Source organism: Paenibacillus castaneae (assembly GCF_002884445.1).
GTDB classification, from domain to species: domain Bacteria; phylum Bacillota; class Bacilli; order Paenibacillales; family Paenibacillaceae; genus Pristimantibacillus; species Pristimantibacillus castaneae.
This window is the reverse complement of sequence record NZ_KZ614144.1, coordinates 1335244-1350984: the sequence shown is the minus strand read 5'-3', so window position 1 is coordinate 1350984 and position 15741 is coordinate 1335244. Positions and strand designations below refer to the sequence as shown.

Below are 15741 nucleotides of genomic sequence, written 5' to 3'. Positions count from 1 at the left end.
TGCCTCCATGGAAAAACTTTTGGTAGATATAGAGTGGCATGAACAGAATGAACAATGGAAGCATTTATTAGATCGGATAGATGACGCAGCTATACATACGATGAATCAAGGTTTTGAGGCCGAGGTTGCGAGATTGGACTTGGATCAGAAAAGCTTTGTATTAAAAACATGGAATAAGGATTCCAGGCCAAACATCCAATTGCAATATCAATTGCTTAAGCTGCTGATAAATAAAGGCATCTCCGTTCCGAGCCCTGTTGCTTGGGGAGCGAACCGTTCGGACGAGTTTCAGGTTTTGTTGACGACTTATGCAGGAGGCCATGAATCCAAGTACGATGCAAAGGCATTCCATGATTTCGGATGTTTATTAGCTAGCATACATAAGATAAAGGTTAACGAGGATGAACGACAGCAGCTGGCAAACTACGGTTTTATCGATTATTTTTATTCAGATATTGATCAATATCCAGATATTCGTGCTGCACTTGTCCATTTAGTAGAAATCGCTTCCATAAAGCAAAATCGAATCATTCATGGTGATTATCATTGGTCTAATGTTGTCGGCGAAGATGGTCAATATGTAGTCATTGATTGGACAAACGGGCAGATGGGCGATCCGCGATTCGATTTCGCACAATCTCTGGTTCTCAATAAACTTTTGTTTCCTTCCGAATGGAAAACATCGGTATTCCGAGCTGCATATTTAAAAGAAAATCCTATCCCCGAGGAAGAAATCGAAGTTTTTGAAGCGATAGTATGTCTTAAGTGGCTTATTTATACGAGAAGCGGATTTGTACCGACAGGCCCTAAAACTCTCGATCGAGTGAAAAAAATGATAAAAGCGAACTCCTATCTAAAAGAATGGGAATTTGCAGAGGTACCTAAACCGAAGAAAAAAATAACGAGTAAAACCAGCAGCCTCGATACCATTTACAAGCAATTTCCCTTGCTGCAATCTAAGGAAACCGTTCTGAAGAAAATCGATGAAACCCATGTTGATGATATGTGCGGCATTTACTATATCGATCGTATTTGCGATAAAAATCAATTATTGAACTGGGTCAGTCATTTCGAACGCGGCTTTTATAAGAAAAAGTGCATCACCTGGGGAGTTTTCAGCACTGAGAATAGTGACCGATTAGTTGGCATAATGAAGGCTCATATGAGCGTAAAGGCTAAGGAGGTCATGATTGAATACAATATGAATAGATCTACTGACGTTTCTGATATTGCTGCTGATGCAATAAAAACTTTGTTGGCATACTTATTTGAAACAGTCTCCATGACAAAAGCTTTTATTGAAGTAGCTGTACATGACGAATATGCCAAGAAGGAACTGCTCCGTAATGGCTTCATTGCTGAAGACTCCATTCGGCAGGCAGCCGTACGAACAGGCAAAGGGAAGGAGATCGTAGATGTGCAGGTTTACTGTAAGCTAAGGGATCTCCCTATAAATTAAAATTCATTCGATGAAGCTGCCGATTCTTAACCGCGGCAGCTTATATTGATATAATGAGCTTGCATGGAAGATAGTCGATTCAAAGATTGTTCGGCGCGCTGATTAGAGAAAGAGATAGACCGATTGATCCGCGAATACAAGGTAGACCACCAGAGCTCACTTAATCCCGTTTCTTGCTCTATTATGGCGCTGCGAATGCTATTGGCTTCACTATTGGAGATTTGATGTATTTCTGACCACTCTGTTAACAATAGATCAATTTGAGCATCCTCATCCTCCATCTGGAATAATAAATGGATCTTATCCTCTTCTTTCATTGGTAGGCTTCCTCTCCAACTGAATTCATACTGTTCATTTCATTTATTAGTTTTTTGCGTGCCAAGCTTAAACGATATCTTACTGTCCCGGGCGGGATTTCAATTATTTCTCCTATCTCGGTACTATTCATATGGCCGATCACCTGCATAACAAGTACAATGCGTAATTGTTCTGGCAAGTTATTTATAGCTTTTTCCATGAGGCGCATATCATTTTTCCTTTGATAGGCTTCCTCCGGTGAGTGAACCGAATTGGCGGGCAGTAGGGGATTCGCTTTAAGCTGCTCTTCTGCTTTCAAACGAGATGCTCGGCTCCGATAATAATCCGTTATAATGTTTTTTGTTATTTTAAAAAGCCAGAATCGGGATTTATCCAGTCCCATGTCATATCCAATATGAATATGATTCCATATTCGAAGAAAAGTTTCTTGAAGCAATTCTTTCGCACTATCCTTGCTGCTGACACGCCCTAATATATAGGCATAAACAGCCTTGTGGTATTGGTCATACATTTGGTTAAAAAACGATTCATATGCCTTATCGCTCATTATTGAGCCTCAAACAAAATTTCACCCATTTTCTCTTCTGTCAGAGCAAGCAATAGGGGAACGAGCTTCTTATTGGCAGCTACGAGCTTGCCCATTAATATAATTTCTGAAACTTTTTCTTGCAAAATCTCGACAGTCACATCGGATTCTATCACGTAATCCCCCATAAGAATCATCGTTATTGGCTCTTTCATGTAGCTGAAAAAATCCTTGTCAAAACGATCATTTCCTGTAAATACTCTATAATTTAGTGATTTGCAATAAATAATTTGTCCTGTCATTTGTGAAATAACGGAACTGAGAGCTCCTTCGCTTCCCTTTGGGACGTATAACTGTCCTGTAATGATTAGGCTTTTAAATCCAACCTTTGTGAAAGGCGAAGTAATATACAATTCTCCGGAAATAACTAATATTTCTTCGCTATCGCCACTTGCATTCTCCAGAAAATCTCCGCCGATTTTCAGAGTTCCGCTTAACTGCCTTACTTTGCTTCCCTCCGGAATGGTTACTATTGTACCCACATGACTCATTGGAATGCTTGCAAGGCTGCCTTGAAATGCATCAGAAATCAAGATTGTTCCAATAAGATGGATTGATGTAACATTACGTAATTCATCAATAGATCGCATATTTCTAAGATCCAACAGGGCAAGATGAGTTATTTTACCTTTCCTGGTGTTTACTTCGTTCTCGATTTGATTCATCACTATTCATCCTCCATAAAAAATAATTGTTATAATAATGAAGACGTTATAGTTGGCAAAGTGTTGGGTTCATTCAAAAAGCGTTCAAGCCGTTCTTTTATCTCTTTCCACTCTTCATCAATAAAGCTATATATAACATAATCTCTTTGGTTGTATTTCTTTCTAAATACCCCTTCTCTTAATGCACCCAATCGTTCAATTGCCTTTTGCGATCTCATATTATCCGGAGTCGTAATAATTTCAACTCGAACAGCCGCCCATTGTTCAAACGCAAAGCGCAGCAGCAAATATTTGCATTCTGTATTTACTCTTGTTCGCCAAACTTCAGGCGTGTACCAGGTTGAACCAATATTTAAATTGCGATTAACGTCCGATATTCTCAAATATCTGGTTGTACCAATTATTTTATTCAGGCTTTTATCAAATACGGCATATGGAAATTGTTCGTTTTCCTTTCTGCCATCCAGAGCCTTATATACGAACGTCTCCATATCCTTGATAGAAGAAATCTCGATTGGATAATGAGTCCAAATGATCGGATTTCTGGAGCACTCGTATAAAGGTTCGATATGCTCCTCTGCTAACGGCATTAATACGACACGCTCACCTTCCAATTTATCAAATAGCATCCAGTCAAACTCCTTTGGATATAATCGGTTCCATAAATTAACATTCTCGATTGAGTTTGTTTTTCCTTTTAGCGGAACCTAAATAAAGGAAAAGGCCGCAGTGCTTAATCGCCTGCAGCCTTTTCCTTTATGCTTTTATTTATCCGGTAATTGCATCAACCTTCGTTTGATCTGCGTTCACACATCGTTTACATACGGTTACCGAAGTGCCGCTAGATGTGGCGCGTGGATACAATAATTTTATTCTTGAGCGGCTGCAAACGGGGCATGTTCCCCTGCCGCGTGAAGGTAGATTCCAGAGTGTGCGTCCCCTTTTAGATTTTGCCATTGTCCATTCCTCCTTTCTGCTTCTTTTTTGTTCTGCTGCTTTCCAAAGCGATTACGGACAAATTAAATACAAGTTCACTTTATCGATTCTAAACGCTTCAATATTTGTATTATAATTCCTTTTAGTTGGCATCTGGAAGATAATAAATGACTATAACTAAACAGTACTATTGAGGGAGTGTTGTGGAATTGGGATCATTCGGTGAGGGCTGGACAGAATAGAACTAGAAACTAGCTCTATTTCGCATATTCTAATACTTTTCAGTGAATTAGAGCTAGAAACTAGCTCTATTGGCGGGGGATTCGGCGGAATTGGCCTTAGTTGGTGACCTCTGAGCGGAATAACGCTAGAATCTAGCTCTATTCCACAAAAACGGATTACTTTGAGTGGATTAGAGCTAGAAATTAGCTCTATTATCTGAGGATCGGCGGTACTGCGCTCTTTCGGCAAGTACTGGGCAGGTTGAAAGCGCAGTACTATCTAAAACGGAAGGAAGACCAGCTGCCATGATATCTGCTGCTGGTCTTCCTTCTTATAACATTCGTTATTTAGTTAAATGCTTTGCTTGTGCGGTCGATTCACGGTAAAGCAGCTCCCCTGCCAGCAGCAGCTTCTCCATCGGTTCCGCTTTGCTCGCGATTCGCCCAAGCAATCGTTCAACCGCACGTTTGCCCAGCGATTCTTTAGGTACGTGAACCGTCGTTAGTGCGGGAGTCATGCGGAATGAATCATCAATATTATCAAATCCGGTAACTGACACGTCCTGCGGTACAGCTACACCGAGCTCCTTAAGCGCATTTACCGCTCCAATGGCAATCTCGTCATTCGCACAGAGAAGCGCTGTTGGAAGCGTTCTAGCCTTTAACCGTTTGCTTGCCCACTGTTTAATTGGTTCTTGGAACTGCTCATGCTCAAACCCTTCTACAGAAAACAAGCCCCCCTCCTTGCTGCCGTTCATATCCATTCCTGCTCCGGCTCCACGCTCAGCGTCTTCCTGCTCCTCCATTGCGCTTCGGAAGCCTAGGAAGCGGTCCTTGAAGCTTCTCGAATAAGATATATCGCCGATAAAGCAAAGCTGCTTATGGCCTTTACCGATCAAATTTTTCGTTAGGCGATACATGCATTCATAGTTATTCGTAAATACAGTGTCCGTTGGAATCAGCATATCCTCATGATCGACAAGCACCATTGGCAGGCCGATTCGATGTACCTCCAGCAGCAGTGGAGTTGATATTTCACCTACGCCAATAAGTCCTAATATGCCGTTCGGGTTCAAGAAATGAACGAAATGGTCAACACTCTGTTCTGACACGATGACCATACCGTAGCCATCCTCTTCGAGCCGCGACGCAATGCCATCCAAAATTCGCCCCCAATATAGGGACTCCTTTGTTTGAAACCGAATATTAGGCATAAGCACAAGTACCGACTGCTTCCCTGCTGCAGGTACTCTGGGCAGCTGTTCCAGCTTCATTGTTTTGACATACGAATTTTTTTGCGAAAAATAACCGAGCTGTGAGGCGGCTTGAAGAACCCGCTCCTTCGTCGTCTCGCTGACACCATCCTTGCCAGAGAGCGCTTTAGAAACAACAAACTTTGAAACGCCCAAATGGTCGGCAATTTGCTGCATCGTGATCTTCTTAGACATCGCTGTACTCCACCTTAACTTTTCGAAATATTTTGCGCTTCTTTCCAGCGCTCATTGTACTGTTTGAAAATAGTATTCAAATCAGGTGCGGCAATCCACTCTTGAATATGGTTTCCAGACCAAAACTCAATTCGTGCCGTATTTGCCAATTCTAGAAATTGGTCACTCGCTATTTGCCGCTCTAGAAATGAAATGTTAAAGGATAGGAACTGTTGGAATTGCGGCAGCGAAGGTTCCTTATTATCATCCACAGGCAGAAAGCCTGAATCATCTACATACCCGGAATCGTTTACGAAAAACTTTACCCAAGCTTCCGCTAACTGTTTGTTTTTGCTAAATTTACTGACGCCAAGAAACCAATCCGGGCTGAGCGGTGCAAAGCGCGTGCCGCTATTATCATAAGGGAATGGAAAAAATCCAATGTCTTCGGATTTCGCCCCAGCCGCAATCACTTGGTTAATAACCCAATTCCCCATCAAATACATTCCCGCTCTGCCATGCGCGAGCTCTGTTTTTGATAATTCCCATTGGTTAGTTAGCAGCTGTTTTTCCACATATCCGCGATTTATCAATGTTTTTACAATGGATATGGCTTGTCCCCACGGATTATCAATAGCCCATGGCTCATCCGTAAACGCCATATTATTCAAATAATTCGCGTCTCCCGTCATATAACTGACGAGGTCCTCGCTCCATGACATGAGCGGCCATTGTGCGCCATAATTCAAATAAACGGGAACAATGCCTGCTTCCTTCAGCTTCTCACAAGCCTTATAGAATTCATCCAGCGTTGTGGGGACTTCGGTAATTCCTGCTGCTTGAAAGGCTGCCTTATTATATACAATCCCCGTTGTCGAAGCACCCGTAGCAATTCCATAGCGCTTATTTCCATACTTCTTAAAGTCAGCAAAGCGAATATGCTGAAACAGGCTTTCATCCAGCGGCTCAAAATAATTAGGCAAATCCTCATTTTTGATATTGTTTGGAAGCAGCAGCACATCTCCGAAGCTCCCGGTGGAAAAACGGATCATAATGTCGCTGACATAATTCGTTATGCCCTCGAATTGCACGGTCACACCCGGATTTAGCTCTGCAAACTTATCGGCGTATTTTTGAAAAACACCATTCTCAATGAGATCAACTCGGTTCGTCAGAACATTGAGCTTCACTTGATCATCGGGCTGGTTGGCAGCATTGGGTATATCCGTTTCTGCGGTTTGGCCTATTGACTCCTTCTCGCAGCCAGCAATTATAATTATGCTTAACAGAACAACAAGCACTAGCATAGAAGTGTATTTGTTCATTCTGCGTCTCTCCTTGCTTCTAATGGGAGCTGTAAAATAACCTCCGTGCCTTCATTCGGCTTGCTCTTTACCTTTAAGCCATACGCATTGCCATAATGAAGCTTAATGCGTTCATTCACATTTTTTAAGCCAATACCGCCTGTTTTCTGCTTTTCGCCGGTATCCTCTATCTCAATACCTGCAAGAGATCGATTTAAACGATCAAGCGTTGCCATATCCATTCCGACTCCATCATCCTTAATTCGAAGCAAAAGAATATGCTGTGTGCATTCTCCGATCAGCTCAATGCGCATAAAGGGCTTATTATCATCCATGCCATGATAAATGGCATTCTCCACTATAGGCTGCAGTACCAGCTTAATGATTGGATAGCTTCGCAGCTCTTCACTGATGTCCGTCTCCAAGCGAAAGCGATTGGGATAGCGGTAATTGAGCATCTCCACATAATTGTGCATATGCCCAACTTCGTTTTCCAGCGTCACTTCCTCATGCAAATCGCTAATGCTGTAGCGCAGCAGCTTGCCAAGTATAGCAATCATATCCGCAGCGATATGATCATCATTCAGCTCAGCTGCCATCCGAATGGATTCCAGTGTATTATACATGAAGTGCGGATTGATCTGACTCTGCAAGGCCTGCAGCTCCGCTTCCTTCTTCTTCGTCTCCATAACATATATGTCTTGGATTAGATGGTCGATTCGGACAATCATTCGATTGAACTGGTTGCCCAGCTGTCCAACCTCATCACGATGCTTAACCTGAAACTGAACATTGAAATCGCCCTCTTGCACGTTCTTCATCAAGCGCATCATCTTGCGAAGCGGATTTGTTAACGCGAATGAGAATACAAAGGAAATGAACAAAGCGACGATTATCGTTATAATTGTAGCGATCCAGGTTACATTGCGTATAACGACTGCGTCCTTGGTCAACTCACTGTCCGGAATCGATGTAATAACCTTCCAGTTCGTATTAGGCGATGTCGTATAAATATACAGCCGATTGTAGCCATCGCTCTCCAGATAAAAGCTTCCTTTCGTCCCTGTCGCCTGTACAACAGATGGATCATCTTCAATATTCGTACCCATTCGCTCTTTATCGCTGTCGTATATGACATTGCCAAGCTCATCTATAATGACTGACTTGCCGCTTGTCACCTTATCCAGCTCGCTCATTTGATCCTCAATGACGCTTATATTGGCATCTACCGCGATCATACCGATCGGCTTCAGCTGCTTGTCGATCACTTTGCGAACAATCGTAAACACGTATCTCTCGCTCTGCAAATTACTAGTATACTTCTCCGTGCTGAATAGCTTGGCTTCTCCGCCCGAGGACTTTATTTGCTCCAACCAGTTCTCGTAGCTTTCCTTCACATTAAGCCGAATTCCGCCGCCCGTCGTGGAATAGTAGCCATTCCCATACTGATCGAATATATAAACCGAATTCGCTCCACGTTTAATCGCATTGATGAAAGAAATATTTCCTTCTATGCCTCTTTGAATTTTCAGCAGCAGGTTGAAATCATCCGGCATTTGATTCGAGTTTTCTCCTGCAGCTGATTGCCGCTTCTCATAATACGAATTGGATTGAATCAAATTTTGTTTAATATCATCCTGATAGGCGGGAATTGATGAAATTCTACTCATATCCTCAATATAGTCATCCACTCGCACCATCATATTTTCCAGCATTTTGGTTGAATACACGATCGTTTTCTCTTCAATGGATCGCGAGTAATTACTATAAGAGATATAGCCAATAAACGATAAGGGCAGCGTTATTAGCAGCAGGAAGACAAGAAACAGCTTCCTTTCCATTCTCATTCCGCCAATAGCCGCCCAGATGCGCTGCGAGCGTTTTTTCAAGCTCATTCCAATTCCCCTATTCTTATATAGCCGGCATTACATTTCCACCGTTTACAGGTATGTAAGCACCTGTTATGAAGCTCGACAAATCCGATGCTAAGAAAGCGACTGTATTCGCGATCTCTTGATCAGTGCCTCTGCGTTTCAAAGGTACGCTGCGTGAATAATCATTGTTCTCCTCCGTATGGCTTGCTCGGTCGCGATCGCTGATCGTCCAGCCCGGTGCAACCTGATTAACGGTAATGCCATGCTCGCCCGCTTCTTTCGCGAGTACGCGGTAAACGCCGTCCATTCCCCGCTTTCCAGCCGTATACGCTGATTGGCTGGGGAAATTCTGCATGGAGCATTCCGTATTAATGCCAATGATTCTTCCTCCCTTGCGTTCAATCATAGCGGGAACGAATGCTTTCGCCAAATACACGCTTTGAAGCACACAAGATTCAAATTGGCTTACATAATCAGCGATAGGCTGCTCGAGAATGCTTGTCCACTGATATTGAATAACCGCATTAGCCACAACGATATCCACATGACCAAGCTCCTTTGAAACCTGCTCCTTCATCGCGTAAATGTGCTGCTCATTCGTAATGTCTGCCTGAATAGTTATTGCGCGTCTTCCGAGCGCTGTAATTTCCTCCTGAAGCTCTTTCGCCTTTGATTCGTTATTATGATAGTGCAGTACGATGTTAGCGCCGCAGCTCGCCAATGTACGTGCCATAACACGACCCAAATCGCCAGTTGCTCCCGTTATTAAAGCAGTCTTATTCGTCAGATCGATTTGCATGGTATATATCACCTTTCTATTCGAAACGGATTTGTTATATGTTTTATTATTAATTATGCTACCAAAAAACTCAACTCTTTTATTAATGGCATAAATAAGTACCTCATTTACATACATGTAAATGACTCGGCGAATTAATTTACAAATTGGTTATCTTTATCAGCTGCTCGAACTATGATTTTAAGCAATATTCCTTGTGATTTCGACTATTTTCATGTATATTACAGTCTATACCCACTCTAATTATTCACATATGTATTAATAATAAGAATTATCCGGAGGTAATTAAGTGAAAATCGACCTATCTGAGCAAAGCCTGCCTATATTTGAGGCCATCTCAAGTAATGTACGCATTCAAATTATTCATCTACTATCCAAAAAATCAATGAATATTCGCGAGCTGGCCGAAGCATTAGGCCTAAGCAGCGCTATTATGACGATGCACGTTAAAAAGCTGGAGAAAGCTGAAATTATCCGTTCTGAGATGACACCGGGAAAAGGCGGCGCCGCTCAGAAGGTTTGCTCGCTTAGTATGGATGGACTTGAAATCGCTTTTCCGCGCAAGGATGTCATTCAACGTGAGTCCAGAAGAACCGAGGTATCGATTGGCCACTATACCGACTTAAGCATCGTGCCTACCTGTGGGATTTGTACAACAGAGAATGTAATTGGCATATTCGACGATCCGAGATATTTCCTTGATCCTGATCGGGTTAACGCCAAAATTTTATGGTTCTCGCAAGGCTACATTGAGTATAAAATCCCGAATTTTTTGCTGAGCAGCGAAAATCCGGAGGAGCTTGAAATATCGATGGAAATCTCGTCCGAGGCGCCCTTGACCAATATGAACTGGCCCTCCGACCTCACCTTTTTCTTCAACGGCGTTAATGTCGGAAGCTGGACAAGTCCGGCTGACTATGGCGGCAAAGGCAAGCTAAACCCATCATGGTGGTTTGATGATGTCAATCAATTCGGCTTGCTGAAACGGCTCATTATTAAGAAAAGCGGCACTTACATGGACGGCATCAAGCTATCCAATGTTAGTCTGGACGATATTGATATACCTAGCAGCCACTGGACATTCCGGATTGCCATTCTAGAGGATGCTGAGCATATCGGTGGAGTTACGTTATTTGGCTCGGGCTTTGGCAACTACAATCAGGATTTGATCTTCAAGCTTTATTATACAAAGGTGGCCCAAGAGGAGCGTGCACTGACGCTTTAATACAAAGAGGAATCCAAGCTTTCTGGATTCCTCTTTTTTCTATTCATATAGAGTACCTGTTACATCCCGCCGAATATATCATGCAGCCTATCCCAGTTTTCTCCGACCCACCTATTTTCGATCCGAAAGCGTCTTAAAGGTTGTGTATCCCGTTCTTTTCCGACCCAGACCCATTCTGCTTCCTTCCACCAGGTTAATTTAATAGACCTTATCAATTTCTCTATTGATAATTCCCTATACTCTCGGTAACCTGCAATAAAGGCGGCTACTTGTCTCAACTGAATTGAATCATTGTGCAAAGCACAGGACAAAATTGATCTTGAAATATCAAATTCAGGATACACATAGTGCATACGGTCAAAGTCCAGAATAGCAGAAACAGAATCTGGGTTGAATAATATATTATCTACAAACAAATCCCAATGTCCCCAGCCCGGCTCGCATTCTGAGAAAATGTCCAAATCCGTTTCTTCAATTATTTTTCTTTGTACTTCCAAAGCAGATAATGTTATATCGCATTGCAGAGAATGAGCTTCGCGCCATCTTCTATTCCAGTTCTCATTCATCCATTCCTTTTTCCGAATATTCCAATGCAAAGGCTGGTCACCCGTAATGTTATCATTCAATAGAAGATGCATTCTGCCAGTGACCTGCCCCAAATGATACATTTGCTGTTCATTCGCTGTTCCGGCCTTCACCATATTTCCTTCACAAGACTCCATCAGAACAAAATGCTCGCCAGATGGCGTGCTAAGTACATATTTCCCTCCATTAGAGAACAGCTTAGGAGAAGGTATGCCCGCTTTATACAGGCTGTCCTGCTTAGTCAAAGCGATCTCTAGTCCATCATAAAGAGACTCGGGATAGCGAATTTTATTATATTGCTTCACGAAGAAATCTCCCGCATCGGTTACCATATTCCACTTCAAATTCATATATCCTAATTCAATTGGAGAATAACAGATGACATTTATCCCAAACATGGCAGTTATCGAATCAAATATTTCATTGCGGATACTTTCAGCATCATGACTTATGGCACAACACTCCCAGATTACATATTTATTAAATGAAGCGATTTGCAGAAGGGACGGCTCAACATGCTTGTTAAGCATGCGAGCCGCCCCTATAAATGATCTACTTCGCTTTCTCCTCAGGCGGAAGAAGAACAATTCGCCCATCGCCAAGCTCGACACGCAGCTTGTTGGAATTTTTCACTCCGATGGATTCCAAGTAATTAGAAGGCACTTGAAGCCGTCCCGCCTTATCAAGCACAGCATACTCCACATGCGTGCCTCCCTCTTCATCCATTTCCTCCAGCGCAGCAAGCTCCTCGGCATAAGAGCGTTTACGCAGCATTTCCGAAGAAATTTTGCCATCACGAATCGCAGCCACACGATCAACCTTCTTCGCTAATTCTGGATCATGCGTAACGATAACGACGGTTATGCCAATTGTCCGATTGAGTTCTCGAAACAGATCTAGAATCTGATTCGCCATCCGTGAGTCTACTGAGCCTGTTGGCTCATCCGCAAGCAATATCTTCGGGTGATTGGCGAGTGCAATCGCAATTGCCACGCGCTGCTGCTCTCCGCCGGAAAGTTCGTACAGCTTATTATTTGCCCGGTGACTAAGTCCTACTGCATCAAGCAGCTCCTTAGCACGCCAGCGCTTGCGGCTTCCCGTAAGAAGAATTGGCAGCTCTATGTTCTCTTGCGCCGTTAAATAAGGAATGAGGTTTCTCGCATTATTTTGCCAGACGAAGCCTACACTTTTCCGTTTATAGCGGACAAAATCACGTTCCTTGAACTTGAGCATATCCTTCCCGTCAACCATCAGCTTGCCTGCAGTCGGGCGGTCCAAACCGCCCAGCATATTAAGAAGCGTCGACTTTCCGCTGCCGCTGTTGCCGATGATTGCCATAAGCTCGCCGGCTTCGATTTGCAGATCCAAGCCTTGCAGGGCGAATACTTCCAGATCAGCTGTTTTATAAATTTTGACTAGCCCTTCGCAATGAATCATCTGTCAATCCTCCCCTAGCTTAAGCGCTTGATGAATACGCAGTTGCGACAGCATGAAGGCTAATATACCGAGACCAATGAGCAGCATAAATCCTACCAATATATAGATGCGCATCAAGTCTGTGGAATCAAACATAACTTTAAACGGCGGTACAAGACTGCTCGGATTAAAGGCAATTTGAAAGTTAGGTACATATAACAAGCTGGCGATATTGCCGACTAGAATACCAATTAACACCGAAACACCGGAAGTAAGCAACTGCTCGATTCCAAGCATTCCGATTAATTGACGCAACGATAAACCAATCGCACGCAGAATACCGTTTTGCAGCGTACGGCCGCGCAGCGACAGCACCCAATACAATAAGAAGCCGATAAAGCTGACTAAAATCGATAATACGAAGCCTAGTGTCAAAATACCATTCAAAGCCATCAAGAACGGATCATTTTTCGCCTGAACCAGCTCTTCTCTCGTATTAATAATACTCGTGACCGGTATTTTCGATTCCGTCAGTCCTTCATAGAACTGTGCCGTCGTCACGTCTGGCTTCAGTTTAACCCAAACCTCGTAAGGCTCAAGTGCAATCTGAACCTGAATGCGCGGCAAATGGCCAACAATGAGCATTGGAGCATTATCCAATGTTTTCTTGCTTACATCGACGCTGCCTACCGCAGGGTTCGGATTAAAGGTTGGGAAGTAATCAATAATGCCGAATACCTTGAACGGCTGCTGCGTGACATCGCCCCAGCCTAACCAAATAGTATCGCCGGGCTTTGCTTTCTTCTGGTCAGCCAATGTTCGGGAAATAAGCACGGCTTGAGGATCAGCTGCTATCAAATTCAAATAATCATTAATGGGATAATCCAGCAGGCTGTCACGGAACCAAGTCGTTTCCCCAAACTCATCCGTATCGATTCCCATTAAAGTGGCTGCTCCGTTATTTTCATTTACGCTAAAGCTTACTTCCTTCTTAAATACTTTTGCCACTGATTCAACACCGTTAATCGTTCGGAACGGCTCAAATGCAGGTTCAAGATAATGGACAACCGATGATACACTTGTAGTTGGCGCCTGAGAAGGCGCGCCTGGCATGGCAGGCGGCGGAGCATCATTGGCCCACTGCGATTTCAATATGATCTCGGCGCCATTCCCATAGCGTATACGGTCCTCCGTATTATTGTTGATCGTTCTTGCTGCCGAAGCACTGAAAACGCCAGTGGCGATGGTCATAATGAGAAATATCATTAGAAATTGATACTGCGTGCTTGACCGGCCAACCTGGATCAATGTGGCATAAACGGATGGCGGCCACCACTTTTTGCCGATCCAATATACCAATCTTAGCACCCACGGATACAGACGCAGCAGAAGCAAGCCCGCGCCCATAATAAATAAAGCAGGTACTACGAATTGCAGCGGATCAATATTCAAATCATCTGCGTTCAATCCTAAGCTTTGTAAATCTGCAAGCCGTCTCTTAAAGGTATACAGTCCATAAATAGCAAGGGCAAGCGCAATGACATCGAGAAACATTTTGTGCCACAGCGGAGATTTCAACAGCCTTGCCATTTGCTGCTTATGTCCGACTATCGTAACCCGAGTCGCCATAATGATAGGAATAAGCATAATAACAAAGCAGATACCGGAAGCAATAGCCCCGTAACGGTATGACTCCGCAGTCAATCTGACCGGCAGGCGAACACGCTGTACAAATTCAAGAAATCCATTGGATGCTCCTAGCAATTCCGTTAGTACAACGCCAAGCAGCGGACCTATGCCGAATGCAATACCGCATAAGATGATGCCCTCCACGGCATAAGAGGTAATAACCTGCCAGCGTGCTGCGCCTCTGCTTCGCAATACGGCAATTTCATTCTTCTGGCGATCCGCAATGAGATTGGACACCATGAACATATAGAAGCCTAGCATGATCAATACCGGCACATTGAGTGACCACATGAGAGTCCGCAGTTGCTCTGCTCGCTTCAAATACTTCGAAATCGTATCTAGCGCAGGCGTTTCCGAGACGGTCTGATACATCGTTACGCTATTTAGCATGACATTGCGAATTTTGTTCGTCGTTAGAACGAAATTATCGATGTACCGAAGCTCCAGCTTCGAATAATCCAGCACAAAAAACCACCCAATTGAAGCGATCGGCAATCTGGCTTCCTGCAAAAATTGTTTTGTTGACACACTATTGTTAATCACGAAGCTGTTCGTTAATTCGTTTAAATTTGAATCTCTAAAGTAAGGATCATCATCCTCTTTCTTGTCAAATACGCCGACTATCTTATACTTTATTTCCCCGGCAATTTTGTCGTCGTTGACGTGATATTCCGAGTTAACGACCGCTTTATATTGAATGAGTGCACGAGGTGTGACAAGCACCTCATATACCCCGTCAACCGGCTGCTCCGCTGCGGGCATTCTACCATCCGTTAGCTTAATATGAGCTTCAAGATCCGTGAAGGAACGAATCGATACCGATTTGAGCGCTTTGTTCAGGTTCGTCTCCGGATCATCCTTCAGTCTGATCTTCATCGTCTTCGTTTGAAAATCGGTTACAAGCTCCTGTACCGGGATATCGAAATTTGCTGACGCTTGATCATGAATATAATTATCGATTTTCGTGAAAATGGTGTTCATTTGCTCGGGCGTTTCTTTCGCGAAAAATAATTTATTATAATGAGAGCCAGGATATACGTTATTCTTGGCCTGCATTGTCTCCAAATCCTTTACGAGCATTCGCGACAATACGGCTTCGGAATAAATCGGCATACTGCTAACCAAAGCAACAGATATTAACAGCCCCATAAACAAACTGGCGACAAGCCACTTATTTTGTACCATTTTGCGCATAATCATCACAAACAAAGCCACTTGAAAACCTCCCTAGCGTAAA

14 protein-coding genes are annotated in these 15741 nt (G+C 43.3%); 2 read left to right on the top strand and 12 right to left on the bottom strand.

The window, feature by feature from the left end:
* The first annotated feature begins 7 nt into the window (after positions 1–7).
* The gene (locus tag CEF13_RS05730; RefSeq protein ID WP_102709829.1) at positions 8–1459 is read left to right on the top strand and encodes a phosphotransferase family protein; all 1452 of its coding nucleotides are present in this window, start codon (positions 8–10) and stop codon (positions 1457–1459) included.
* Positions 1460–1485: 26 nt separating this feature from the next.
* Here CEF13_RS05730 and CEF13_RS05725 read toward each other — a convergent pair whose 3' ends face one another.
* From CEF13_RS05725 to CEF13_RS05685, 9 genes are all read right to left on the bottom strand, one after another.
* Complete coding sequence (locus CEF13_RS05725) at positions 1486–1776, bottom strand: hypothetical protein (RefSeq protein ID WP_102709828.1); 291 nt, start codon at positions 1774–1776, stop codon at positions 1486–1488.
* A complete protein-coding gene (locus tag CEF13_RS05720) occupies positions 1773–2324 on the bottom strand; it encodes an RNA polymerase sigma factor (protein WP_102709827.1) in 552 nt (183 codons plus the stop codon). Before CEF13_RS05720 ends, CEF13_RS05725 begins: the two co-directional genes overlap by 4 nt.
* On the bottom strand, positions 2324–3031 hold the full coding sequence (locus tag CEF13_RS05715; protein ID WP_170067038.1) for a hypothetical protein: 708 nt from the start codon (positions 3029–3031) through the stop codon (positions 2324–2326). The genes CEF13_RS05720 and CEF13_RS05715 overlap by 1 nt, the downstream gene beginning before the upstream one ends.
* 26 nt (positions 3032–3057) lie before the next feature.
* Entirely contained in the window at positions 3058–3657 is a 600-nt protein-coding gene (locus CEF13_RS05710) for a GNAT family N-acetyltransferase (protein ID WP_102709825.1), read from the bottom strand.
* A gap of 139 nt (positions 3658–3796) precedes the next feature.
* Positions 3797–3985 carry a hypothetical protein gene (locus CEF13_RS05705; protein WP_102709824.1) on the bottom strand — a complete coding sequence of 63 codons (189 nt, stop codon included), beginning with the start codon at positions 3983–3985 and terminating at the stop codon, positions 3797–3799.
* 544 nt (positions 3986–4529) lie between these two features.
* Entirely contained in the window at positions 4530–5633 is a 1104-nt protein-coding gene (locus CEF13_RS05700) for a LacI family DNA-binding transcriptional regulator (RefSeq protein WP_102709823.1), read from the bottom strand.
* A gap of 14 nt (positions 5634–5647) precedes the next feature.
* A complete protein-coding gene (locus CEF13_RS05695; RefSeq protein WP_102709822.1) occupies positions 5648–6937 on the bottom strand; it encodes an ABC transporter substrate-binding protein in 1290 nt (429 codons plus the stop codon).
* On the bottom strand, positions 6934–8811 hold the full coding sequence (locus CEF13_RS05690) for a cache domain-containing sensor histidine kinase (protein WP_102709821.1): 1878 nt from the start codon (positions 8809–8811) through the stop codon (positions 6934–6936). Before CEF13_RS05690 ends, CEF13_RS05695 begins: the two co-directional genes overlap by 4 nt.
* A 16-nt stretch (positions 8812–8827) precedes the next feature.
* Complete coding sequence (locus tag CEF13_RS05685; protein WP_102709820.1) at positions 8828–9589, bottom strand: SDR family NAD(P)-dependent oxidoreductase; 762 nt, start codon at positions 9587–9589, stop codon at positions 8828–8830.
* 289 nt (positions 9590–9878) lie between these two features.
* Between CEF13_RS05685 and CEF13_RS05680 the strand changes: the two genes are divergently transcribed.
* Positions 9879–10814 carry an ArsR/SmtB family transcription factor gene (locus tag CEF13_RS05680; RefSeq protein WP_102709819.1) on the top strand — a complete coding sequence of 312 codons (936 nt, stop codon included), beginning with the start codon at positions 9879–9881 and terminating at the stop codon, positions 10812–10814.
* Positions 10815–10873: 59 nt separating this feature from the next.
* Here CEF13_RS05680 and CEF13_RS05675 read toward each other — a convergent pair whose 3' ends face one another.
* Genes CEF13_RS05675 through CEF13_RS05665 form a run of 3 tightly spaced genes read right to left on the bottom strand, consistent with a single transcriptional unit; the run spans position 10874 to position 15719 of the window.
* On the bottom strand, positions 10874–11929 hold the full coding sequence (locus CEF13_RS05675; RefSeq protein WP_166742982.1) for a phosphotransferase: 1056 nt from the start codon (positions 11927–11929) through the stop codon (positions 10874–10876).
* 22 nt (positions 11930–11951) lie between these two features.
* Positions 11952–12836: an ABC transporter ATP-binding protein gene (locus CEF13_RS05670; protein ID WP_102709817.1), complete on the bottom strand. Its 885-nt coding sequence runs from the start codon at positions 12834–12836 to the stop codon at positions 11952–11954.
* Between the two features lie 3 nt (positions 12837–12839).
* Positions 12840–15719, bottom strand: a complete 2880-nt coding sequence (locus CEF13_RS05665) for an ABC transporter permease (RefSeq protein ID WP_244917048.1) — start codon at positions 15717–15719, stop codon at positions 12840–12842.
* Between the last annotated feature and the right edge of the window lie 22 nt (positions 15720–15741).

What these genes read in the sequence shown, in the direction of transcription:
- CEF13_RS05730 (WP_102709829.1), top strand. Translation starts at nt 8, where the DNA reads ATGGAAAAACTTTTGGTAGATATAGAGTGGCATGAACAGAATGAACAA.
- CEF13_RS05725 (WP_102709828.1), bottom strand. Translation starts at nt 1,776, where the DNA reads ATGAAAGAAGAGGATAAGATCCATTTATTATTCCAGATGGAGGATGAG.
- CEF13_RS05720 (WP_102709827.1), bottom strand. Translation starts at nt 2,324, where the DNA reads ATGAGCGATAAGGCATATGAATCGTTTTTTAACCAAATGTATGACCAA.
- CEF13_RS05710 (WP_102709825.1), bottom strand. Translation starts at nt 3,657, where the DNA reads ATGCTATTTGATAAATTGGAAGGTGAGCGTGTCGTATTAATGCCGTTA.
- CEF13_RS05705 (WP_102709824.1), bottom strand. Translation starts at nt 3,985, where the DNA reads ATGGCAAAATCTAAAAGGGGACGCACACTCTGGAATCTACCTTCACGC.
- CEF13_RS05700 (WP_102709823.1), bottom strand. Translation starts at nt 5,633, where the DNA reads ATGTCTAAGAAGATCACGATGCAGCAAATTGCCGACCATTTGGGCGTT.
- CEF13_RS05695 (WP_102709822.1), bottom strand. Translation starts at nt 6,937, where the DNA reads ATGAACAAATACACTTCTATGCTAGTGCTTGTTGTTCTGTTAAGCATA.
- CEF13_RS05690 (WP_102709821.1), bottom strand. Translation starts at nt 8,811, where the DNA reads ATGAGCTTGAAAAAACGCTCGCAGCGCATCTGGGCGGCTATTGGCGGA.
- CEF13_RS05685 (WP_102709820.1), bottom strand. Translation starts at nt 9,589, where the DNA reads ATGCAAATCGATCTGACGAATAAGACTGCTTTAATAACGGGAGCAACT.
- CEF13_RS05675 (WP_166742982.1), bottom strand. Translation starts at nt 11,929, where the DNA reads ATGCTTAACAAGCATGTTGAGCCGTCCCTTCTGCAAATCGCTTCATTT.
- CEF13_RS05670 (WP_102709817.1), bottom strand. Translation starts at nt 12,836, where the DNA reads ATGATTCATTGCGAAGGGCTAGTCAAAATTTATAAAACAGCTGATCTG.